This is a genomic window from Glaciimonas sp. GNP009 (genome assembly GCF_054343755.1).
In genome coordinates, this window is the sequence record NZ_JBTGUV010000004.1 from 4,451,035 (window position 1) to 4,472,780 (window position 21,746).

At 47.3% G+C, this 21,746-nt stretch carries 20 protein-coding genes; 10 read left to right on the top strand and 10 right to left on the bottom strand.

Features of this window, described 5'->3' with window-relative positions; all coding sequences use genetic code 11:
* The first annotated feature begins 253 nt into the window (after positions 1–253).
* The 10 genes from ACXX82_RS20520 (at position 254) to ACXX82_RS20565 (ending at position 9,801) form a co-directional block, all read left to right on the top strand.
* On the top strand, positions 254–1,948 hold the full coding sequence (locus ACXX82_RS20520; protein ID WP_458563608.1) for a sensor histidine kinase: 1,695 nt from the start codon (positions 254–256) through the stop codon (positions 1,946–1,948).
* Entirely contained in the window at positions 1,948–2,343 is a 396-nt protein-coding gene (locus ACXX82_RS20525) for a response regulator (RefSeq protein ID WP_322237938.1), read from the top strand. The genes ACXX82_RS20520 and ACXX82_RS20525 overlap by 1 nt, the downstream gene beginning before the upstream one ends.
* Positions 2,340–2,759: an Hpt domain-containing protein gene (locus tag ACXX82_RS20530; protein WP_458563609.1), complete on the top strand. Its 420-nt coding sequence runs from the start codon at positions 2,340–2,342 to the stop codon at positions 2,757–2,759. Before ACXX82_RS20525 ends, ACXX82_RS20530 begins: the two co-directional genes overlap by 4 nt.
* Positions 2,749–3,624, top strand: coding sequence for a response regulator (locus ACXX82_RS20535; protein WP_458563610.1), 876 nt, complete (start codon positions 2,749–2,751; stop codon positions 3,622–3,624). Before ACXX82_RS20530 ends, ACXX82_RS20535 begins: the two co-directional genes overlap by 11 nt.
* A gap of 8 nt (positions 3,625–3,632) precedes the next feature.
* Positions 3,633–4,082, top strand: coding sequence for an Hpt domain-containing protein (locus ACXX82_RS20540; protein ID WP_323506353.1), 450 nt, complete (start codon positions 3,633–3,635; stop codon positions 4,080–4,082).
* Complete coding sequence (locus ACXX82_RS20545) at positions 4,079–5,401, top strand: EAL domain-containing response regulator (RefSeq protein WP_323506352.1); 1,323 nt, start codon at positions 4,079–4,081, stop codon at positions 5,399–5,401. The genes ACXX82_RS20540 and ACXX82_RS20545 overlap by 4 nt, the downstream gene beginning before the upstream one ends.
* Positions 5,402–5,442: 41 nt before the next feature.
* Positions 5,443–5,745, top strand: a complete 303-nt coding sequence (locus tag ACXX82_RS20550) for a hypothetical protein (protein WP_323506351.1) — start codon at positions 5,443–5,445, stop codon at positions 5,743–5,745.
* Between the two features lie 350 nt (positions 5,746–6,095).
* Positions 6,096–6,704 carry a response regulator gene (locus tag ACXX82_RS20555; RefSeq protein ID WP_322237952.1) on the top strand — a complete coding sequence of 203 codons (609 nt, stop codon included), beginning with the start codon at positions 6,096–6,098 and terminating at the stop codon, positions 6,702–6,704.
* Positions 6,705–7,046: 342 nt separating this feature from the next.
* Positions 7,047–7,433, top strand: a complete 387-nt coding sequence (locus tag ACXX82_RS20560) for an Hpt domain-containing protein (protein WP_458563611.1) — start codon at positions 7,047–7,049, stop codon at positions 7,431–7,433.
* A gap of 106 nt (positions 7,434–7,539) precedes the next feature.
* Complete coding sequence (locus tag ACXX82_RS20565) at positions 7,540–9,801, top strand: hybrid sensor histidine kinase/response regulator (RefSeq protein WP_458563612.1); 2,262 nt, start codon at positions 7,540–7,542, stop codon at positions 9,799–9,801.
* 177 nt (positions 9,802–9,978) lie between these two features.
* Here the strand turns inward: ACXX82_RS20565 and ACXX82_RS20570 are convergent, their stop codons facing one another.
* From ACXX82_RS20570 to ACXX82_RS20615, 10 genes are all read right to left on the bottom strand, one after another.
* Positions 9,979–11,214, bottom strand: a complete 1,236-nt coding sequence (locus ACXX82_RS20570) for a type II secretion system F family protein (RefSeq protein WP_322237959.1) — start codon at positions 11,212–11,214, stop codon at positions 9,979–9,981.
* 2 nt (positions 11,215–11,216) lie between these two features.
* Positions 11,217–12,920 (bottom strand): GspE/PulE family protein, encoded by a 1,704-nt coding sequence (locus ACXX82_RS20575; RefSeq protein ID WP_322237961.1) that lies wholly within the window; start codon positions 12,918–12,920, stop codon positions 11,217–11,219.
* A gap of 311 nt (positions 12,921–13,231) precedes the next feature.
* Entirely contained in the window at positions 13,232–13,747 is a 516-nt protein-coding gene (locus ACXX82_RS20580; RefSeq protein WP_322237963.1) for a hypothetical protein, read from the bottom strand.
* Complete coding sequence (locus tag ACXX82_RS20585; protein WP_458563613.1) at positions 13,728–14,564, bottom strand: prepilin-type N-terminal cleavage/methylation domain-containing protein; 837 nt, start codon at positions 14,562–14,564, stop codon at positions 13,728–13,730. Before ACXX82_RS20585 ends, ACXX82_RS20580 begins: the two co-directional genes overlap by 20 nt.
* Before the next feature lie 4 nt (positions 14,565–14,568).
* On the bottom strand, positions 14,569–15,147 hold the full coding sequence (locus ACXX82_RS20590) for a prepilin-type N-terminal cleavage/methylation domain-containing protein (protein WP_322237967.1): 579 nt from the start codon (positions 15,145–15,147) through the stop codon (positions 14,569–14,571).
* Positions 15,137–15,616: a GspH/FimT family pseudopilin gene (locus ACXX82_RS20595; RefSeq protein WP_322237969.1), complete on the bottom strand. Its 480-nt coding sequence runs from the start codon at positions 15,614–15,616 to the stop codon at positions 15,137–15,139. The genes ACXX82_RS20590 and ACXX82_RS20595 overlap by 11 nt, the downstream gene beginning before the upstream one ends.
* A gap of 136 nt (positions 15,617–15,752) precedes the next feature.
* Positions 15,753–16,121 (bottom strand): pilin, encoded by a 369-nt coding sequence (locus ACXX82_RS20600; protein ID WP_322237971.1) that lies wholly within the window; start codon positions 16,119–16,121, stop codon positions 15,753–15,755.
* 533 nt (positions 16,122–16,654) lie between these two features.
* Complete coding sequence (locus tag ACXX82_RS20605; RefSeq protein WP_458563614.1) at positions 16,655–19,543, bottom strand: DUF6701 domain-containing protein; 2,889 nt, start codon at positions 19,541–19,543, stop codon at positions 16,655–16,657.
* Positions 19,544–19,565: 22 nt separating this feature from the next.
* Complete coding sequence (locus tag ACXX82_RS20610) at positions 19,566–20,855, bottom strand: tetratricopeptide repeat protein (protein ID WP_458563615.1); 1,290 nt, start codon at positions 20,853–20,855, stop codon at positions 19,566–19,568.
* A complete protein-coding gene (locus ACXX82_RS20615; RefSeq protein WP_458563616.1) occupies positions 20,852–21,745 on the bottom strand; it encodes an ExeA family protein in 894 nt (297 codons plus the stop codon). Before ACXX82_RS20615 ends, ACXX82_RS20610 begins: the two co-directional genes overlap by 4 nt.
* Position 21,746: the final 1 nt, after the last annotated feature.

Sequence of the window (21,746 nt, forward strand, 5' to 3'; positions counted from 1 at the left end):
AATTTTAATAAATTTGTTAAAATCAATAAATATAAAAAATTCAATTTAAATGATAATGCCGCATATAAATGGATTTTATAAGTAAAAATTAGCATAATAACGCGCTGCTGATAGCGAGATTTTCAAATGTTGGTGGTGGTGCTGGTGTTGGTGATGTTTGAGTAACTACGGAGTAAATACTGAGTAAGTGCTGGTGAGTAAGTGCAGGCGTAGAAAAATCATTATTAAGAATCTGTGAGAAGAGAGCTAATTTATGCTTTATCACTGTCGGCGAAGTAAGTATTGGCAAATTATTTTGCCGTCTGCCTTTGCCGTGGTGTTGATTGTTATTCTTTGGACAGTAACGCTTCATCAGCTGAGTCAATCTAAAGAAAAATATCTGATTGCCACTACCAAAAATGCCGACAGCTTTGCCCAGGCATTCGAGGCGCATACGATCAGCACGATTGAAGTGGCCGATCAGGCTGTGCAGTTTCTTAAATATGAGTATGAGACGTCCGGTAAACAACTTGATATTGGACAGTTTTTATCTAGCCATATTTTGAGAAGAATATTTAATTTCCTGAGTGTGATTGACGAGCGATCAAACGTAGTCTTATCGAGTCACCCTCCAGGCGACGTTAAGCGACCTAACCTTGAGTCCATTCGTCTACACGGTAAGGGCGACGCCGAAAATTTATTGTTGAGCGAGCCGGTTCAGTCCCTCGTTCCCGGTAAATCAGAAATTTTTTTAACACGCCGGGTTAATAAATCGGATGGAACGTTTAATGGTGAGGTGGTGGCATCGATGGACCCACTTTACTTTACCCGACTCTTCAGTGCGGTGAATCTGGGTGAGCACGGCTCTATCGCACTCACCGATACAGATGGCATGGTATTGGCATGGCGGTCGGCCGAAAGCGAAGTGGTGGGGAAAAAGCTAGCAAACTTGCCGCTCTTTAAGCAGATGGTGCAGCAGAAAATTGGTAATTTCCGCGCCAAGAGCGAAGTTGATGGTCGTGATCGCATATTTTCCTACCGTAAATTGGGGAAGTATCCATTACTGGTGGTGGTGGGTATTAGCGTAGAAGATGAATTGATACCCTTTAATAGTACCTACCGGCAAGTCATTACGTTAGCCGCACTGTTTACATTGGTAATTTTGATCGTGACGGGTTTGATCATTTTCCTTATACGACATCTGACGTTACATGAAGTAGAGGCAGAGTCGGCAAATCGCGCAAAGACGCTTTTTTTGTCAAATATGTCGCACGAATTACGCACTCCGCTGAATGGCATTTTAGGTTATGCGGAGTTACTCAAGGAAGACCTGGTTGATGCACAGCAGCGGTCATTTGCGCAGTACGTTCATGAAAGTGGCATGCATTTACTCTTGTTGGTTAACTCATTGCTTTTTCTCGGAAAGATTGAGGCGGGTGAGGTTGACCTTAATATGAAAGACGAGAATTTGCGCGCGCTATTAGCGCGTGCAGTTAATGCACATATCGGCAGCGCTACTGCAAAAAATATTACCATTTCGTTATCCATCGCGCCCAATGTTCCAGAGAAAATTCAGTGCGATCATATGAGGGTGGTACAGGTGTTAAACAATCTTTTTCATAACGCGATCAAGTTCACCGATAGCGGAGAAATAGGTTTGAAAGTAACTGCTGAAAGACAGTGCATTAAGTTTTCAATGACCGATACCGGGGCGGGTATTCCGATTGAATACCAAGGTGCGATATTTGAAAAATTCTTTCAAGTGAATGGAATCGAACGTGCCGCGCATGAGGGGAGTGGTTTGGGTCTTGCCATTGTCAGTCAGTTGGTCGAATTAATGGGTGGGATCATCATATTGCTATCGACGCCTGGCGTGGGGACAACCGTTGCGTTTACGGTTCCGTTAAAACACATGCGTGTCAGATCGAATCGGATAGATCGATTGACGACAAAAAGTTATCTCGCGTAATGATAAAAAACAGACTACCGATTGTCGTTGTTGAAGATAACGAGATGAACCAACAGTTGTTAAGGTTTCAGTTGAAACGCATTGGGTTCGATGAAGTGGTTGTGTTGCAGAATGGCGAGGATGCCATTGACTGGCTATCAAAGAATGAATGCCTGATAGTTCTTGCCGACTGCCAGATGCCGAAGATGGATGGATATGAGATGACCAAAAGAATTAGACAGGAAGAAAAAATGACGGGTCGACATCTCAGCATTATTGCGATTACTGCGAGTGCAATGGATGATGATAGAGCGCGTTGTTTTGAATCAGGTATGGATGATTATTTATCGAAACCTACCCAAATTGCGACCATCCAAAGAATCTTGAGCCAATGGATTCCGAAAGATGACGAATGAATCTTGCCAGTCTCGATAAAAAAGATGGGCGGGCAATAGATATAGATATTTTGCGCGAGTTTGTGGGCGACGATATTGAAGTTATCAGGCATTTTCTTGGTCGGTTTTTTGAGGCGCTTCGTATTGGTATGGAAAAAATGCGAAGCATGATTATCTTGAAGCAATGGCGTGATATCTCTGCACTTGCGCATACATTGAAGACATCGGCATTGGCAATTGGCGCTTTTAAATTTGCGACGATGTGCGGATCGATGGAAAAAATAGCCTTGATCCAAAATGACGTTAAGGACGACCCGGAAAATGATCCAAGACAAATCCTGATGAAGGAGATGAATCGGACGTTCATTGAAATTGAGGAAGCGGTGAATGCCGTGCTGCCACTCGTCACTCCATGGTGGAAAATGAATGAATCCTAAAGTTTTAATCGTTACAGACAGTATGGCTGAAGCGCTTACCTTGCACGAGACTGTCGTCCATGAAGCGTCGGGGGTCTGGTCGACATACTATGCGCCGCAGGGAATTGAGCTGTTCGGAGAAGTGCATCCAGATGTACTGATTTTATCCTTTTCAAATATTCATGAAGCTGAACATTTTATTATTATGTTAAGTCGTGAATGTGATCATTTTTTAGATATTTCATGTCAGATATTATTGCTCTGCGGAGATGATCAGCTGACAATGGCAACTGCGCTGTACCCTACCGGTCCATTTGATGCCCTTCTGCCGGGGCGTCCATTGTTGGACCCGATCATGTTGAAGTCGGCAGTGGATCAGGGATTCCATAGAAGACAGTCTGTCATTGCAGCGCGAGAATTTTCCCTAGTCTCATTGGGGATGCCGCTATCAACATCGAAGTTAATTCTTGTTATTGATGATGACGTAACCTACAGCGACATGTTGCAACATGCTCTGTACGCTGGTGGCTATGAAGTGATTGCAGCGAGAGATGGATTGCAAGCGCTATCAATATTGCGAAACTGCACACCATCACTGATTTTGCTTGATATCGTTATGCCCCACATTGATGGGATTTCAATTCTGACACAAATAAAAAATTCTGACTCGTTGGGCGCGATACCGGTCATCGTCCATACGGGTATGACCGTGCAGGAAGTGTTCGACGATGCAAAAAAATACAACGCGACAGGATTACTCAGCAAGCCAGTCGATAGAGCAACGCTGCTGCGAAAAATTGATGCGTGCTTATTGAACGACACCTTTGATAACGCTATTTTCCACACAAGTACAACTTCTACAGACGCTTTTAGCGCCGCGGAATAAGGAGTGATTTGAGCGCCGATATCAAACTCACTGATCCTTCGATATTGATGCGCGCAGTGGAGCATGACGAGGATGCATTTGATGCTATGTCACGCGTTTTTCTTAGGATTTATCCGGAAATGATTGAGCGCCTGGATGAGTTTGTAGCTATCGGAAATCTGAAGGAGATAGCCCATCAGGCGCATTCTCTGGCGAATTGTCTGTTCATCGTTGGGGCGACGTGTATCGGCGAAAAAATGCAGGATATTGAAACTGACGCCAGACAAAAATTATTCAAATACAGCGATGCTGAATTTTCCGAAATCAAGACGATGCTTCTTCTGGTAATGCAAGAGGTAGAAAGCAATCTGATCGTTAGAAATACATTGTCGACGGTGCCGACAATGTCGCGTCAAGTTGTGTCCGAATTTTTTCTTAAGGATTTAGACGGGTCAGATTGTTATCAGGGGCATGTGTGAATAAATGGTTGAAGCGCGCGCCGATTGATATGGCAAAAAATATAGCGACGAACGTGGAAAATGCGAAGGCAAATAATAGACTGGCACAGCCATCTGAATTTTTTATTGATCAGAAAGTACTGGTGCTGGAGGACGACGAATTTCAGCGTAAGTTGCTGGTCGGTAGATTGAAAGGAATGGGGATTGGTTACGTTGCTGAGGCAGCCAACGGTCGCGAGGCACTAGAACTGCTGGAAATAAATAACGTTGTATTCGATTTTACGATTTGCGATTTGCGAATGGATGTCATGGACGGCATCGAATTTCTTCATTATGCGGCCGGCCAGCGTATTGGATCAGTCATACTCGTTTCAGCCGTGACTGAGGATTTATTGCGGTCGGCAGAGAAAGTGGCGCGGGATAGTGGCGCCCGGATTGCCGGTAGTTTAATCAAGCCGATTGATTTTTTATATTTAAAAAAAATCATGATGTTGGATGTCGAGGTGCTGGAAACAGCGCCAGTTATTGATGAGAAATCGTCATCAAGGTTGTGGACAAAAAATGATCTTATCGTCGCGCTTGAGTGCCAGCAATTTGTTCCTTATTTCCAGCCTAAGGTGCAATTTGGGCAGGATCCGGTTGGGGTTGAGATTCTGGCGCGTTGGTGTCATCCGGCGTTTGGTGAAATCCCGCCATCGCAATTTGTTCCATTGATGGAGGCGAGCGGAGTTATTGATCAGTTGACCGAACAGTTGCTGCATAAAGCACTTGAGGCAATGAAAAAATGGCGTGATATCGCACCACAAATGGGTATTGCACTGAATGCTTCGCGCTCGACTTTGCAGAAAGTTGCCATTCCCAATCGTTGGCGTGCTATTGCAAACGAACATTCTATCGAGCCGGAATTAATCACTGTTGAGGTAACGGAAACGGCGCTTGCAACGGACTATGATGGTTTACTAGAAACCGTTACCCGTTTGCGCATGCATGGATTTAACTTGTCGCTAGACGATTTTGGGACTGGCTATTCTTCTCTCCAACAGTTGAGTCGTATGCCATTTTCTGAAATTAAAGTAGATCGCTCTTTTATAGTTGGTGCCCAAGGTGCTCAACGATCGGTGGCAATACTACAGTCGATATTTGACTTGGCAAAAAATCTCAATCTCTCGACAGTTGCCGAGGGAATAGAGTCAAGAAGCGATGCAGATTTTATTCAGGCACTGGGCTGTGATGCTGGGCAGGGATATTACTTTGGTAAGCCGATGAATGGCGACGATTTGCTTCCTTGGCTTGCGCAGCCAAGGAAGCATGTGTGGGGCGAAAATAATGCGCGTCTGTGAATTTAAATTTTTATCATATAGCACTTCAAAGGGAGCATAAAATGACATTAGAAAATAATCAAAATAATGAAAATATCGAGAAAACTCAAGGATATGATCAGAGTCGGTTGCTTGACGAACTGCTTCATCGTAAAGCGTTAAAAAACGATGCAGCATTATGTCGGCTATTGAAACTTGCACCTCCTTTAATCAGTAAGGTTCGCCATGGCAAGATTAGGATTAGTGGCGATGTGATGATTCGGATTCATGAGACGTTTGGCATTGCTTTTTCAGAAATGCGTGAACTGTTAGGGAATGATGAAACTAATGAAGACTATGTTGTGAGTCTTGGTTTAACGTTGTAAGGGTGACTGTCAGGATGGGTTGGATGCTTTGGTGTGTTTTGATCGTTTGTATTGGTTAAATATTCGCGATTTTTTCACGCTGATTGAGTCTTGGAAAAGGTGACATCTTTAATCTGAAATTAATCGCTTTTACAAAGCGTTTTTTGCAAATTGAATTGGTTGGTATGAGGTTTCCCGAGTTTCTTATTGCATATTAGATTATGCGAAACATGCATTGTGTATGTCTCCGTCAAGAAGAGTGAATGGCGATAAAAATAGAGATTAAAAACATCTCTTTTAGAAACGAACCAATTATTGGGAAATTTATTTAATTTGGTTAAAATAAGACTTTAGAGAATATAAGAAGATAAATGCCTTATTCTGAAATATGTACAACACAGAAGGTCGCTCAAATACTTGGAATTTCGGTTACGTCGGTTCAACAATTAGTTGAGGCTGGAGTAATTGAAGCTTGGAAAACCGGGGGAGGGCACCGTCGTATTCCTATGGCTGCCGTCCAAGCTTATAAAGCATCGTTGACGACGGCGTTAAAGGTTAATGCGAGCGAGGCATCGTCCGGTAAAAAGGCATCAATCCTGGTAGTTGAGGATAATGCGCTCCAGCGTGGAATCTATGAAAAACAGATTTCATCCTGGAACCTGTCGGCCGACCTGAGATTTTGTGAGAATGGCTATCAGGCTCTGGTTGAGATAGCGACACACAGGCCGAGTATTTTGCTGGCAGATATCGTGATGGATGGGATCGATGGTTACGAAGTTATCAATACCATATTACGATATCCGGAATTGGCACACATGAACATTGCAATCCTTTCAAGCCTCACGCCCGAGGAGCTTAACTTGCGTGGTGGTGTTCCGGAAGGCGTTGTTTTTTTTAGTAAACCAATGAACTACGACGAATTACGTGGCTACTTACGTGCATGCTGCGCACAAAACGTCGTCAGAAGCGTGACCAATTAGGAGTATAGGATTCTTTTCGTACAAATAATGATCGCTCAGGTGTGTATTTTTGATACCAATTGCTGATGATTCGCAAAGAATCCATGGTACTTTGTACTTTGGTTGCAGTTAGATAATGCTTTAATTGTCATTCAAATAATTGCAGAACAGTTCGCACTAGCAGTGAAATATACAAGGTTGGTGTCATTAATGATGCGTGAAATATCTGTAGTGAAAGCGATTGCGGTGGAATTTACCTAAATACAACGATAAGAGCAATATTTTTCAACGTCCTGCTTCAACGTCCTGCTTAACAGCCGGGTATTAGCGTTTTCTGGATAATTAGTTAGTGCACAACGTACCATGAAGCGGCATAACCCATACCTGTATATCGATCCAAGCGTGCTGTTCAACGCAACAGGCGAAGATCTTGATTCGTTTCGTGCGCTGTCTCATACGTTTATTGTGATCGCGACACCGATGTTTGAACGTTTGAAAGCGGCGATTTTAGTCGGTGAGTTTAAGGCGATGTCGCATGAAATTCATTCACTTAAAGGTACAACATCGCTGGTTGGCGCGGTGGAACTGACGACCAAACTGGTGGAGTTGGAAAGTTTGTTGCTAGGTGATCAGACATGCCGTCTAGATCACCATCTTCCCGAGTTATGGCGCTTGTTCTCGTTGGTGATGCAAGATGTACGAGATAGTATTGTGCATTTTCGGGGATACCCCGAATGTGGTGAAAATTAGCAGGGTAAGCCTTACCACCGACGCCTTGTTTCCGCATGCGTCGGTGGTGAAGATATTGTTTAGTTCGCAGTTTATTTAAAAGTTCTGGAAATCGCATGCGATGCAAATGACACGATCGACAGATAAGCGAACGCTATATTTCGGGAACGCACGATGGCGCCTTAGTGCGAGGAGGGCCACGGCCGTTATTGGTATCGTGGTAATCACGTTGCTCGCATTATTAATCGTCGTGTCAACCAAGATATTGCATGATCGGACGATAGAGGCGTGGCGCACGGAACTTGGTAACTTGTCTCTCGTGTTGGCGGAAAATACTTCACAGACGATGACGTCGGCTTCGCTGGTGCTGGATAGTTTGATCGAGAACGTCGAGTCTGCCAATGTGCATGATCAAGCGGGGTTAATAAAGGCCTTCAGAACCTCTTCGACTCATCAGATGATGCATGACAAAATCAGTGGACTGCCACAAATCAATGTAGCTACTATTATTGGCGTAGATGGCGAAGTAATAAATATTACCCGTTCGTTTCCTGTGCCGGTACTGAATCTGAGTGATCGCGACTATTTTAAATATCATAGCCACAACGCTGATCCCGGTATATTTATCAGCCAACCGGTGCAAAACAAAGTTAACGGTAAATGGCTTTTCTACATTAGCCGGCGTATCGAGGATGCCAATGGGCATTTTCTTGGCGTGGTTCTGTTAGGACTGGCGAGCGATTTTTTTGGCGATTTTTACAAAAATGTTAGCCTTGGTAATCAATCTGCCGTGTCGCTGTATCTCCGAGATTACACATTAGTTGCGCGTTGGCCGCCTACGAACGCCCTGCTAGGAAAAAAATTCCTTGCAGGTCCAACCTTTGCCGTAATTGAGGAAAATAAAAACCACGACGTTATTCTGTCCAGAAGTCCACGGGCGGCAGATGACTTCAAGAGTGTGTATCGGATGAGTGCGATCCGGTTAGTCAGAGGTTATCCGCTGATTGTGAATGTCACCATCACTGAAGATTTGTTCCTCGGTGGTTGGCGTGGAACCGTACAATTGTTGGGTGGTATTGCGTTGGTAAGCTTGCTTGCGTTATCGATTGCGTTTGTACTGATCGCGATTGTCCTGAAGCGGCGGGAGCAGGACGCAAAAGAAGCCTTTTTACTGAAGACCCAAGCCGACTCCGCCAACGAATCAAAATCACGCTTTCTGGCGATGATGAGTCATGAAATCCGTACTCCGATGCATGGCATTATTGGGATGTCGGAATTGATGTTGGAGACTAAACTCGATAGCGTCCAGCTGGCATATGCCAGTAACGTGCGGAGCGGTGCGCGCGGACTTATGCGAATTCTCAACGAGATTTTGGATTTTTCAAAAATCGAAGCTGGTCATATGGAGTTCGAAATGATCTCCTTCGATCCGGTCCACCTGATATTCGATGTCATTGATCTGCATAAAGCCAATGCCGAGCAAAAAAACCTGGTGATTGATACCTCTATCAGCTTAACGGCTCCAAAGTGGGTAGATGGAGATCCCATACGGATAAGACAGATTTTGGGTAATCTGATCGTCAATGCGATCAAATTCACACCATCGGGCAAGATAACCATTTACTTCAGCGCGCATGCTGATGTTGCTAATCTGGATATGGTGCATTTGCGGTATTCGGTTCTTGATAGTGGTATTGGGATCAGCGAGGAAGCGCAAATCAATTTATTTGAACCGTTTATACAGGCAGACAATACGACGAGTCGGAAATACGGCGGTACTGGCTTGGGCCTAGCCATATGCAAGCGCCTGGTCGAGCTGATGCATGGTCAAATCAGTTGCGTCAGCAGCTTAGGTTTGGGATCGAGTTTCACGTTCCGGATTCGCTCTCGCATTTCAGAGAAGGAACCTGTCGATCTCTCATCGATTGAAAGTATTCCGCCAGCGAACCTCGCACCATTGCCATTAACGCCAGTATTGCAAACGTACGCACCACGCGTACTGGTTATTGAGGACACAGAAATCAACCGGCAACTGGTGCGTATCCTGCTGACAAAAAGGGGATGCGTGGTTGAAGAGGTTGAAAACGGTGAGTTAGCACTCGATGCACTTGCTCTGCGGCATTTTGACTTGGTTCTCATGGATTGTATGATGCCGGTAATGGACGGTTATGAGGCAACCAGACTTCTTAGAGAAAAAGAGGCCGCAACCGGCGCCCCGAGAATGCCGATTATTGGTCTCACCGCCAGTGCGATCAAGGGTGACCGCGAGCGTTGTCTCGCCGCAGGAATGGATGACTATCTTACTAAACCTTGTACCGCCAATGAATTTATAGCGACGGTTGGCCGCTGGATCGAGCTGAAAACCATTGTGGTTTTGCGCCCTGAGTAAGATGCACAAATGCATTTCATTCACTATCACGGATAGCACTTTCGTTGAGTTGCTCGCTTCAAACGCATTCAAACTCAGTGAAATATACAAACTGTATTCTCACATTGCGGATTTGTAACTTTTGAATTTGGTTGCATCAAATAGTTTTGAAATGGCAGAATATCAGCATCGAATAAGCTAATTTTTAATGGCGACCTTACCAAGGTCCCACATTGGCAAAAAGATGCCCAGCGCCAGGATCAGGACGATGATGCCCAGCACGCCGATCAAAATCGGTTCTATTTGCGAAGACAACGTCTTTAGTTCGTAATCGACTTCATGCTCGTACATTCTTGCTATCTCGTCCATCAAATCATCAAGCTCGCCAGTTTCTTCGCCGACCGCGATCATTTGTAAAACGACCGGTGTAAACACACCGGTAACTGAAGCTGTACGTAAAATACTTTCACCACGTTCGACGCCATCACGCATTTGTTCGATACGACTAGCGATATAACTGTTGTCGACTGTTTGAGCGACCACGGTAAGTCCCATCACGATTGGTACGCCGCTTTTACTTGATAGCGCAAAGCTGCGCGCGAATCGGGCTAACGTCGCTTTTAAGATGATTTTGCCGACAATAGGAAAGCGCAATTTAAGTTTATCCCATTTGTACAAACCATCGACGGTGGCGAGATAGGTTTTGAATGCAAACGCAGCGGCGGCAATGATCGCCAGCAGCAAGGGCCAATAATGGACGGTGAATGCAGAGGTCGCCATTAAGAACCGTGTTGGCAAGGGTAACTGGGCATGAAATCCAGCGTAAACATTGGCGAAGGACGGAATGACAAAGATATTGATGACGACCATGGCTGCCAGCATGGCCACCACTACAAAAGAAGGGTAGCGCATCGCGGTCCGTACTCTTTCGCCCATTTCTCGCTCGAATTCGAGATGCCCGAACAGCCGTAGAAAAACCTCCTCAAGACGCCCGGTCATTTCTCCGACGCGTACCATATTCAGATAAAAATTGGAGAATACGCGTGGATGACGCCGCATTGACGCTGATAGTTCTCGGCCAGCATCAAGTGATTCCCTGATGTCTTTTAGCACTCTTGCAAATGACTTGTTGGTTGCTGATTCTTGTAAGCCAGCCAAGCCGCGCATGATAGGAATACCGGCTTTTAGCAGAGTATAAAGTTGGCGACTAAATAATTGTACGTCGATGGAGCGGACTTTTTCTTCGTTGAGGCGTGACCACCAGTCATTTTCAGCACTTGTACCGCTAATGGGGCCGCTGGTCGGCGTAATGTCAATCGGTGTTATACCGGCGTTAAATAGCTGACTGGCGATACCGCTACTATCGCTACCTTCCAGGACGCCTTGCACTTGCTCACCGCGGGCGTTACGTGCTTTATATGCGAAGAAAGGCATGCTTAATCCTCAAGCTGAATACTGATACGCATTGCTTCGCTGACCGTCGTTCGTCGCTCCAGGACCAACGCCACCGCATGACGACGTAAGGTTTCACCGGCTAACTGGGCTCGCGCTACTTTCATAAAAAGGGCGGGATCATCGCCATTTGCTGCATCCGCCACTTCTCTGGTTATTTCAAGCATTTCATAGACCCCGACCCGACCACGATAACCAGTACCGTTGCAATGGGTGCAGCCCCGACCATGGGCGTATTGGTGTGTATTCACGGTCTCTTTAAGCTCAGTCTTTAACCACTCAATTTCGTTGACTTGTAAGGTGGCGTCTTCCGAGCAGCTTTCGCAAATTAAACGCAGTAAACGTTGTGCGACGACTGCTTGTAAGGAACTGGCAACCATATAACCCGGCACACCCATGTCGAGCAAACGTATCGGCGTGCTGATAGCATCGTTGGTGTGTAACGTCGACAATACCATGTGGCCTGTCATTGCGGCGCGCATGCCGATCTGTGCGGTTTCCTGATCGCGCATTTCTCCGACTAACACGACGTCTGGATCCTGGCGTAAAGCGGAGCGAAGAACTCTGGAAAAGCTTAGTTCGATTTTGTCGTTAACTTGTACCTGATTGATGCCGGGTAACCGATACTCGACGGGATCTTCTACCGTGATGAGTTTTTTCTCGAGCGTATTGAGTTCAGACAATGCGCCGTATAACGTTGTTGTCTTGCCGCTACCGGTTGGCCCTGTTACCAGCACCAGTCCGTTAGGGCGCTGCACGATTGCACGAAACCGTTTTAGCATTTCCTTTGGCATACCGATAGCATCCAGATTGAGTATGCCGCCGCTCTGATTGAGCAGGCGCATGACGACTGATTCTCCATATTGCGTCGGCATCGTCGACATCCGCACGTCGATCTGTTGTTGCTTGACTTTGATCGCAAAGCGTCCGTCTTGCGGCAGACGTTTTTCTGAAATATCAAGATCCGCCATCAGTTTCAGTCGCAGCGCCAGCGACGGTGCAATCTTGATATCGGCTTCGGTCTGCAAATGTAAAACGCCATCGATACGAAATCGGATATGTAGTCGTTTTTCTTGTGGCTCGATATGAATATCCGAGGCACCGACTTGCGTTGCATCATCAAATACCGATTGCAGAAGCTTGACGACGGGGGCGTCCTCCAGACCAGTTCCGCCCCCTAAAGTGCCGAAATCGATACTATTATCACCGAGCTCTTGCTCTAGCTCGCGAGCCAAACCCGTAATTTCATTGGTCCGGCGGTACAGTCTGTCGATGGTTTGAAGGAGTTCACTTTCATTGACAACGGCGAGCGTAATGTCGCGCTTAAGTAGGCGGGCAATTTCATCGTATGCAAACAAATCGGTCGGATCAGCCATTCCGATTAATAGTCCGGCGGGCTGCTCTTCCATAACAATGGCGCGAAACCGGCGCGCCTGTATTTCAGGCAGGAGAAGCACTATGTTCGATTTGATATGGTACTGCTTGAGGTGGATGTAAGGAATGCGGAGTTGGCGGGCCAGAGCGGCAGAAATAGCGTCTTCCGTCGCAAAACCATTTTCAACAAAAATACGCCCCAACTTTCGTCCTGTTCGCTGCTGCTCGCTTAATCCCAATTGCAATTGTTCTTGGGATAGCAATTTTTGCTGCAGTAAAATTTCACCTAAACGAATTTTTTCCGGTCTGGCCATGAGTGCTCCTTGAAACTTCTTACATTGCACCATGTGCAGTGCGTATTTAATATGTGAGGCAAACGATCTGGGTTGCGGATGTTTACGTTTAATTTGCTACCAATTGCTCGTGCTCTTTGATTCCTGGCGAAATAAAACGCGCATTAGTGAACGCGCCGGATATCTCGCTACCTACTATTAGTCGATAAGTTTGATCGTACGATAGAGCGCCGGAGAGGGCAAGATGATGCATCATTCGACAGGTTACTCTACGACCCACTTTCTAACTGTTCCCGTTGTTTGCTCAGTATTCAATATCCAAATACCAAGATTCACTCAATGCAGGGCACGCCAGCCGTCCGGCAAGTGCTGATCGTTGCGGACATCTGACGCTCCACGTATTGGGTGCTGCGGGGTGTCCCAAGACTAGCCGTGACGATAAACTGCATTGCACCAATTTGATTTGGTCCTTCCGTGTAAGTCGTCGATGTACAGTCGACCCGCACACTAAAACCAGTTAAAGCACCAGCCAGGTGACTGAGGGTTGTCGGGTTTGCGGGGCAAACATAAGGTGTCTGGCCCGATGGTAAATTGGTCTGCTCGGGCTTCATGGCCTGATACACACCCCATTCTATCCCGGTCCGGGCAGCTTGATACGCGCGCGACCCCTGTAAATCTTGCGCTGAAGTTGTTTGCTGCACGGTTGAAAGCGTGACCATGACAGCGCCTAGCCCTGCTAATACAACCAATAAAAAAATAGCCGTCATCAATGCAAAGCCGCGCTGTGCATGTGGTCTGGAGCGGCAACCTCCGTTTGATAAGGCCCGTTTAGGGTGAGTTACTGACATGAACTGCATTGTAGAGGCTGGCCGTTTCATTGTTTTTAGTGATCGCGATACGCAGTGAAATCAAGCTGTTGCGTTGCGTCACGCCGACCGTATATGTGAATTCGCAGTGACTGATATTTTGTGCCAGCACTGGCGCGTTAGCTGGTATTGCGGGGCAGGAGGTGGGAGCGGCCGCGTTAATTCCGTAACCCGATAAGCGATATAGGCTGCCGTTTCCGTTACCGGCTGCATCAATCCCGGTGCCGCTGTTGGTGCAAACATAAAACACTGCTTGCTCCGCAGCTGGCATGATCTGAAAGCGATTGCCGGGTGATGCAAACGGAAACTGTTTTGCTGAAGTCAGTGTAATACTGTTGGCGGTGGCAGTCGAAATAGTTGCTCGATTCTCGCCGGAATAAGCATCCGCACCAGGTATTCCCAGATTATAGACGACCAATTGGTCGCCGCTGGCGGGTATTGGATTGAGGGTTGATAGCACGTCGAAGGTTGTAGTCGGGGCCGTAAAATTGAGCGCTGCGCCGGGAGCATCAACCCGATAGCGTCCGCCGCTGGCTGTTGGCAGGTATTCCAGGCATAGTGGTGATGCGCCAACGCTGCGCACACTATTTGGCAGCGCCAGGCGCAAGTCGCGACCAATTCGGCGCAGTGCTGTATCGGCTGTGTCGGTGACCTCCACGCGTCGTTCCAGATCAAAATAGCCTTGAATCGGGCTACGCATGAAGATCGCCACCACTGCGGCGATGATGCCGGTGATGGTGATGACCATTACCGCTTCGATCAGCGTAAAACCACGCTGCCGGATTGAGGTGGCTAACATGGCATTAGGGTACGGCATTAGGTGCATAACGAAAACGATAACCCGTGACCGTAATATCGGCAGAACTTGATACAGCTCTTACGTCAATTTGCAAAACATCATTTTTGGCCGCTGCTGGTGCTAAAGTATCGCCAACTTGTTTGATGGCGACCGATACTGAGTAGGACGCGAGTCCGGTGATCGGTGTACCTGAGATATCTAATATTGGACTCATTGAAAAATTGTTGTAATCAGCCACGTTATCAGCTTCGCGTTGCGCAACGTTGCTGACGCGGGACGTCGACGGTAAATCGTCTTCGTTTGCTATTCCCGGGATGCCAGCACAATCGCCGACACTGTTAGCAGTCAACGCATTGGCGTCGGATGGGGCGCAATAGGTGAAGGGTTGCAAGCTGATTTCCTCCAGCATTGATTCTGCTATTGCCAGCGCCTGCTTGCGTTGCACAGGATCTTCACTATTTTTTGTAGTGATGTTCATCACCGATAGAATGCCTGCAATCCCCACGCTAACGATGACGATGAACAGAATGAGTTCAATCAGCGAGATCCCTTTTTGCTGATTCAGAGACGTGTTAGTGGACATATCCGGTCTCTCGCTCAACAGTAATTATTCTTTTCATGCCATCGCCGACGATGGACAACTGGACGGTCGCGTCTGGCGATGGCTTCCCTAATGCTGAGAAAAAAAACGAGGAGTTTGTTGATTCGATAGTGATACCGTTTGGTGTGACTTTACTGAATTTTTGCTGGTCAGACGGACCGAGCACGACTTGTTTGGCATCGCTGTTGATGCAATTGATATCGGAGAGATAGGTAAGGCATATCGTTCCGTTTACGCTGCTCACATTGACGAACGTTGGGGTGTGTTGTGCTATGGCGATTTTTTGTGCGTAACGCAGCATTGACAAAGTTTGATCATAAAAGCCACGTGCTTGGAATGTCTGGCGTCCTGAGAAACGCGGGATAGCGACGACGGCAATAACGCCTGTGATAACGATCACCATGACCAGCTCGATCAAGGTAAATCCATTACTGTTTTTTGAAATTGTCATACCTTTGCTAGCTGGAAGGCTTTGATTTTATCAAAACCAACTTGGCATAAAAGTGTATTGCAATAAACCCGGGAAAGATTGCAGAGTCCTGCAACATGTTGTCCCCGGGAGAATTGGTTCAGTGCGCTTTTATGAATTAAATACCGACAATGTGCGCAATCGATGTAGGTAGTGCGAGGCCGGTCAGTACGCATGCATTATCGCCAGATACGATGGCAACGCCTGTGTCCAATGAATAGCCTGCTGGCAGAGGGCCTTGTAGCACCGCTAAAGCAGCGGTGGAGCAATTCAAGCCGATTGTTGTTGTACCATGTCCGGCAATAACGGCAGCATAGTTAATTGCGCTACCTGATTCAATTGATCCTTTAACACCTGCGAGCGCAGCAACTTGTGCGTCGGATTTTAAATCGGCAAATTTAGGCAAGGCCACCGCAGCCAATATTCCCAAAATAACGATGACCATGACTAATTCGATGAGGGTAAAACCCGATTGCTGCTTTTTCATTAAATATCTCCGTTGCTAAATAATACAAAATACCAATGCTGAGAATCAACGTTGGTCGGCTGTGTGAAGTGATACGACTTGTACTACTTTTACGGAAATAATTGTTTAGTATGCAAACAAAAGTTACACGTGGAAAACCAAAAATGCACCCTTGATTCGTTATTCAGAAAGTACATTTGAATAATACATTGGAAGAAGAAGCCTTTTGATTTACAGCAATGAATATATAACGATTTGCACTAAAAAATTTAACATTTGATAATAAAATGTGGTTAATCCGCGTTAAATTGCGGTGATGAATGCGCGAGGTCTCGTGAAGTATTTCTGTACAGAAATTTAATTTTATTAATCAATTTTATTAGATTGAAATAGTAATAAAGGCCTCGTGCTTATAATATTGCCGCATGGAATTTTTTTAATAAATTCACCGCTTCTTCTTCATGAACGACGCTTGTATTTTGTGCCGCAGATGCGCCTCTGGCGCGCCTCTAACGCTGAAAGTCAAAAAAATTACTAATACCAATTAATTCCAATTAGTACATCTCTCGCTGATAAATAATCGATGATTTATAAAGCCCAAAAGTCGCTCGAGAAGCAGGGTTGATACCAAACCAGGGAATGTTGGCGCTGGTGGCTGCCGACTCGGTTGTGCTTACGCAAGTGTTATCCGTTGCGCTGGTACTGATGTTGACAGTTAGGTCCACACTGCCAGCATTTTTTGCACCGGGTTTGGTGAGGATTAATCCCGGTGCTGGTAGTTTTCCTGCAATCAGTGTTGTACTGCCGGCGGGAGACAGCTGGGTTTTGCACGCACTGAGTTGCTTAAGATAGTTATTCATTTTGATGCTGGATGCAGGGATGACAGTGCAGCTGTCAGCCATATTGGTGACATAGTAGGACCCCGTCCAGTATTGGGCCTCAAGCGGGATCGGTAATGCCAATAACTCTGAACCGTATGCGTTCTGCATCTTGAGCCGTCCGTAGCGCAATCTGGTGGCACTGCCGACCGCGGTGGGTGTGCTTGCTGTGACTTCACCATCACTTGGCGCCGCAAGTACGGTAACGAAGGTTTCTATTGTTGCGACATTTGGTCGGCTGATTTGCTGGCCTGCTGATACGCTGGCAGAGCCGTTGGTCCAGTTGCCGCTCACGCCGGTGGCGCTGCTGGTTAAGTTTGATCCTGTCGGCAATGCGCTCGTACTAAAACGGTAACCAGCATAATTAGTCAGATTTAACTTGGCAAATACGCCAGTGTAATTTTGGGTGATACCGTTTGCCGTGTTTTGCGCCATCAAGCCAAACGCAGTAATGAAACCGTCTTGTCCGAAATAACTAAAAGGGGTGCTGGAAGCGGCGCACGCGGCGGTGATCGGGGAAGGGCTTATGGCGAAGTGATCCGGTATGAAGCGTCCGAATGACAGTGTGCCGGTATTGCCAATGCTGCAGCCATATTTTCCTCCGATTAAGGTATCAGAGAGATTGCTATCAGCTGAGGTACTTGTTATGCAATCCCCATTGGCGCTATCTACGGCCGTGAACGTGTCGTCGCGATACGCACCGGGGGCGAGATAAAGATAGCCCACTTCGGTATAAGTCGCATTGATCGCTTTGGTATTGACGGCTAATGTGGCGGGCGACAGGATGCCGGCTACGCCGCCGCTTTGTTGCGTTGCGGCTTGCGTGGTAGTTTGAGCCGTTAATTTTGTGGTGTCGAGGGCCATGGCTCCCGCATAGCCATCATTGGCATGAGTAGCAGCGAGCAGGCTGAAACCACTGCCTCCATTGATGATTGGGAGTGCGGTTGTTGAGGGGGCTGTCGCCGTTGCTGAGGTCGATAGCGTGACCGTGGAAGGGCGCACCGAGAACTGATCGGAAGAGCAAGCCGGAGCCAAAGCGGTGAAGCTTCCACAGCTACTATCGGTGCATTCCCGGACGCGACACCGTAATATTGGGGCGGCATTTGCAAGGTTGAAATTGCCGGTCGACGTGCGCCCGGCAGCGCTTACGGAGAAGTTCACTGTTTGAGATGCCACAGGGGTTTGGCTAGCCAGGGCTGTGCAACTGGTCGGTGGGGTTGTATCGTTGAATAAATCCACTCTGACCGACTTGGGGATGCTGGTAGTGCCGCTGTAACCGGTCGCCAGTGCGCCATCGGATTTAAGCGCCGCGATGTCGAAGGTAAAGTTAGCGTTGACCAGCTTAGTAAAGAGCGGTTTTCGTGCCGTTGCTACCCATGGCGTATTGCTATCCTTTTCCAGGCAGTCAAAGGTACTGACATGCGATGCACCGCCAGCACCTGCTGGGGCTGGACATACAAGCGGCGAGGGTAAGTTGGTGTTATTGGTCACGCAGCTACTGTCACCAGTTGCCAGGCAACACACGCTGTTGATAATGGCCATGTTACCGAGAGTAATAGGGTCGGGCCTATTCGTTGAGATCAAACCGCTGACTGTGGTGTTTGCTCCCACAGCGATGTTGCCGGAAGCGGTACCGACGTTTCCGTTCACTGTTATTGATGCGCCTAACGTGATGGCACCGACAGCGCTACTAGAAATGGAGCCACCAACGCTAGTGCCTGCACCGATACCGATGCCGCCGGTAGCAGTACTAATGCTGCCACCAATCATAACCGTCGCGCCAATCGTGATCGCACCAGTCTGGATGGTGGTAAGACTGCTGCTGACTGAGCTTCCCGCGCCGACTGTTACTGCGCCTTGAACGGTGCTGATAGTGCCGTTTATGTCAGTACCGGCACCCACCGTGACGGCCCCGATATTCGTGGTGATATTGCCGCTGAGCGTGCTATTAGCGCCGATATCAATTGCCCCACCAGAAGTTAAGTTAGCGTTCGAAATGCAACTGGCGCCGAATCCGATTGCGCCGCTTACGTTGAAGTTCAGATTAGAGGCCGAACCCCTTTTATTGATCTGGCAACTGGCGCCCGCAGAAAAAGCGCCATTTACGGTGACGGTGGCTGGGGCGTAAATACTGATCGTATCGCCAGCAGCGAGAGACAAGGTGCCACATGTGTAGGAGCCGCTACCGCCGCTGCAACCGGCCGGAAGATAGCCTGGAAAAGTGTAGTCGATAGCTTGTGCCGGCAATGCTGTCAGTAACAGTAACGGTAGGACGATTAGTAAAAATAACCACCGCCGGAGGTGAGTACGCAGAGAGGATGTTTGGTGACGGATAAAATTTGAGTTAGGACGCGCATTGATCCATGCTTTTGGATAAGACGATATTTTGACCATTCCGGCGATAGAAAGGCGCTCTTGACTCTGCGTCGCACGCCTTCGGAGAATGAATTGCAGTCTGGCGCTGTAACTCAGCGCAATAGCGGCAATAGCGGTAATAAGCGTAATTGGTGCAGTAAGTAGCCCAAGCGCCGAAGCCAAATGCTGTATTGTTTTTTTAAAGGACATTTTATTTAAGATAGGATGGCTATTAGCGCGGCATCTGGCTCAATTTTTGATCGACAAAAGTCCGTAATTCTGGCGATAATGTCGAGGACGATTTAGCGCGGGTAAATGCGTCCTTGGCTTCTGGTAAGCGATTTTCAGCCTGCAAAGAAATACCGTAGCCCATCCACCAAAGACCGTTTTCAGGCATCTTGCGGATCGCAATTGCATAATGATCAATGGCTTCTTTGTGTCGTTTTTCACGCTGCAATAAAGCCGCCAGAAAAGCTTGGTAATCCGCATCAGCCAGTGCATACGAGAGCGATCGCTCCAACGTTTCCAGCGCTGTCCGTGTGTTGCCGCGCTCAACCTGAAGACGCGCCAAAATCATCGCCATGCCTGTTTGAGCGGGATCAATGGCTATTCCCTCTTGCAACTTGCGCATGGCATCATCCTGATGCTTTGTGTCGAGCAGCAAACCAACCAAGGTTTGGCGGGCCGCCGCGTGTTTTGGATCAAGCTGTAAAACTTGCTGCAGCATATCGATAGCTTGTGATATCTGCCCGACATCGATCAGCGTAACGGCTTTGCGATAATGATTGTCTATGGCTTGTTGCGGGGTCACTTCTTTGGCTTGAGGCGCTATCTTGCCGTCGTTTTCTGAGTCAGCCTTCCCTTTTTTTTTTGTGTTATTGCGGGGAATTGCTTTTACGTCATTTTGCGTAGAGCGCAAGACTGGCGTGGCGTTAAGGATTGTTGACGCATTTGCATCGGCATTCAGCGTATTGGCAATCCTGCCAGCAATGTCTGTATTGTTATTGGTGATCGACTTAGTCTCATCATTCTTTGTTGGATCATTCGCGGTGCTTTTGCCAATGCTCATAGGCGCCGGCAGCGGTTTAACAGGAAGCACTTCTGAGGGGGAAGTCAACGCTGGCTTTATTTCTGATGTCCCTGCAGGGGATACATCGGTCGGTAGGGCATCGGGTGCGGTTGGTATCGCAGGTAGCGCAGGTGTCGCGGGTAATATTGTTAATGCGGGAGCGGGTAAAGGCGTAGCTTTTATTGCTTGCCCTGACGCCGCAGGTTTAACGATGGCTGCGGCAGGCGATGCTTTTTGCCAATACCGCAATCCCCACACTGCACCGATTACTATGGCTATCAACAACAACAACAGCGCCGCCACCCACCAGATACGTCGTGATTTATTGTCTACATTCGGTACTGTCCGGATGTGGTTTTGCGACAAGGCGTCCGTCCCGGTCGGTCCGATAACTACACCAACAGTGGATCCACGCTTGTCGAGATCCTGCAGCATTTGATTGATAAGACTCATTTAAAATAATCCACAGCCATATCTATAAATAAAAAAAAGAACGCCGAGCCGCCTAATAGTCGCCAGAACCATGAATGAGATTTTGAGGAAAAGGTATCCTTCACTGCCACACGGACATTTGCCGGACCAACCTGCTGACGGCCTTTGCCGTAAGCAGCCATCAAGGATTTGTGGGCTAAAATATTTACCAATCGCGGAATTCCGCCGCTCGCTCTGTACAGGCGTCGCAGTGCGCCATGGGTGAACAAGCGGCTACCAGTGAATCCAGCAACGTTCAGACGATGCGAAATATAAAACGCCATGTCATCTTTGGTCAGTGGCGCAATATCGTATTCAAATGTGATGCGCTGCTTCAATTGCCGAATCGTATTGTTTTGCAATTTCAGATTTAATTCAGGCTGTCCAAACAGGACGATTTGCAATAACTTTCTTTTTTCTGTTTCCAGATTGGTTAATAAACGCAGCGCCTCCAGACTTTCCAGCGGCAACGCTTGTGCTTCATCCAGGCACAGTACGACTTTTTTTCCTTGTTCGGCCAGTTTAAGTAAACGGAGATTGATTGATTTCATCAAATGATGTTGGTCGACATCCTTCTCCAGCACAATCTCCAATTCGTCTGCTACCGCCAGCATCAACGGGCGCGGTTCAAGCGATGGATTGGGTATGTAAGCTGTCACAAAGCTATCGTCGAGGGTTGACATGAACTTGCGACATAACATTGTTTTTCCGGTGCCAACTTCACCGGTAATTTTGATGAAGCCTTCACCATTATTGGTCGCAATCAACAGCGTATTTAAGGCAGCCTGATAATTCGAGCATGCGAAAAAAAAGCTGGTATCGGGTGTTATACCAAATGGTAATTCACGTAAACAGAAATGTGCTTTATACATG

What these genes read in the sequence shown, in the direction of transcription:
- ACXX82_RS20520 (WP_458563608.1), top strand. Translation starts at nt 254, where the DNA reads ATGCTTTATCACTGTCGGCGAAGTAAGTATTGGCAAATTATTTTGCCG.
- ACXX82_RS20525 (WP_322237938.1), top strand. Translation starts at nt 1,948, where the DNA reads ATGATAAAAAACAGACTACCGATTGTCGTTGTTGAAGATAACGAGATG.
- ACXX82_RS20530 (WP_458563609.1), top strand. Translation starts at nt 2,340, where the DNA reads ATGAATCTTGCCAGTCTCGATAAAAAAGATGGGCGGGCAATAGATATA.
- ACXX82_RS20535 (WP_458563610.1), top strand. Translation starts at nt 2,749, where the DNA reads ATGAATCCTAAAGTTTTAATCGTTACAGACAGTATGGCTGAAGCGCTT.
- ACXX82_RS20550 (WP_323506351.1), top strand. Translation starts at nt 5,443, where the DNA reads ATGACATTAGAAAATAATCAAAATAATGAAAATATCGAGAAAACTCAA.
- ACXX82_RS20555 (WP_322237952.1), top strand. Translation starts at nt 6,096, where the DNA reads ATGCCTTATTCTGAAATATGTACAACACAGAAGGTCGCTCAAATACTT.
- ACXX82_RS20560 (WP_458563611.1), top strand. Translation starts at nt 7,047, where the DNA reads ATGAAGCGGCATAACCCATACCTGTATATCGATCCAAGCGTGCTGTTC.
- ACXX82_RS20565 (WP_458563612.1), top strand. Translation starts at nt 7,540, where the DNA reads ATGACACGATCGACAGATAAGCGAACGCTATATTTCGGGAACGCACGA.
- ACXX82_RS20570 (WP_322237959.1), bottom strand. Translation starts at nt 11,214, where the DNA reads ATGCCTTTCTTCGCATATAAAGCACGTAACGCCCGCGGTGAGCAAGTG.
- ACXX82_RS20575 (WP_322237961.1), bottom strand. Translation starts at nt 12,920, where the DNA reads ATGGCCAGACCGGAAAAAATTCGTTTAGGTGAAATTTTACTGCAGCAA.
- ACXX82_RS20580 (WP_322237963.1), bottom strand. Translation starts at nt 13,747, where the DNA reads ATGTCAGTAACTCACCCTAAACGGGCCTTATCAAACGGAGGTTGCCGC.
- ACXX82_RS20585 (WP_458563613.1), bottom strand. Translation starts at nt 14,564, where the DNA reads ATGTTAGCCACCTCAATCCGGCAGCGTGGTTTTACGCTGATCGAAGCG.
- ACXX82_RS20590 (WP_322237967.1), bottom strand. Translation starts at nt 15,147, where the DNA reads ATGTCCACTAACACGTCTCTGAATCAGCAAAAAGGGATCTCGCTGATT.
- ACXX82_RS20595 (WP_322237969.1), bottom strand. Translation starts at nt 15,616, where the DNA reads ATGACAATTTCAAAAAACAGTAATGGATTTACCTTGATCGAGCTGGTC.
- ACXX82_RS20600 (WP_322237971.1), bottom strand. Translation starts at nt 16,121, where the DNA reads ATGAAAAAGCAGCAATCGGGTTTTACCCTCATCGAATTAGTCATGGTC.
- ACXX82_RS20605 (WP_458563614.1), bottom strand. Translation starts at nt 19,543, where the DNA reads ATGTCCTTTAAAAAAACAATACAGCATTTGGCTTCGGCGCTTGGGCTA.
- ACXX82_RS20610 (WP_458563615.1), bottom strand. Translation starts at nt 20,855, where the DNA reads ATGAGTCTTATCAATCAAATGCTGCAGGATCTCGACAAGCGTGGATCC.
- ACXX82_RS20615 (WP_458563616.1), bottom strand. Translation starts at nt 21,745, where the DNA reads ATGTATAAAGCACATTTCTGTTTACGTGAATTACCATTTGGTATAACA.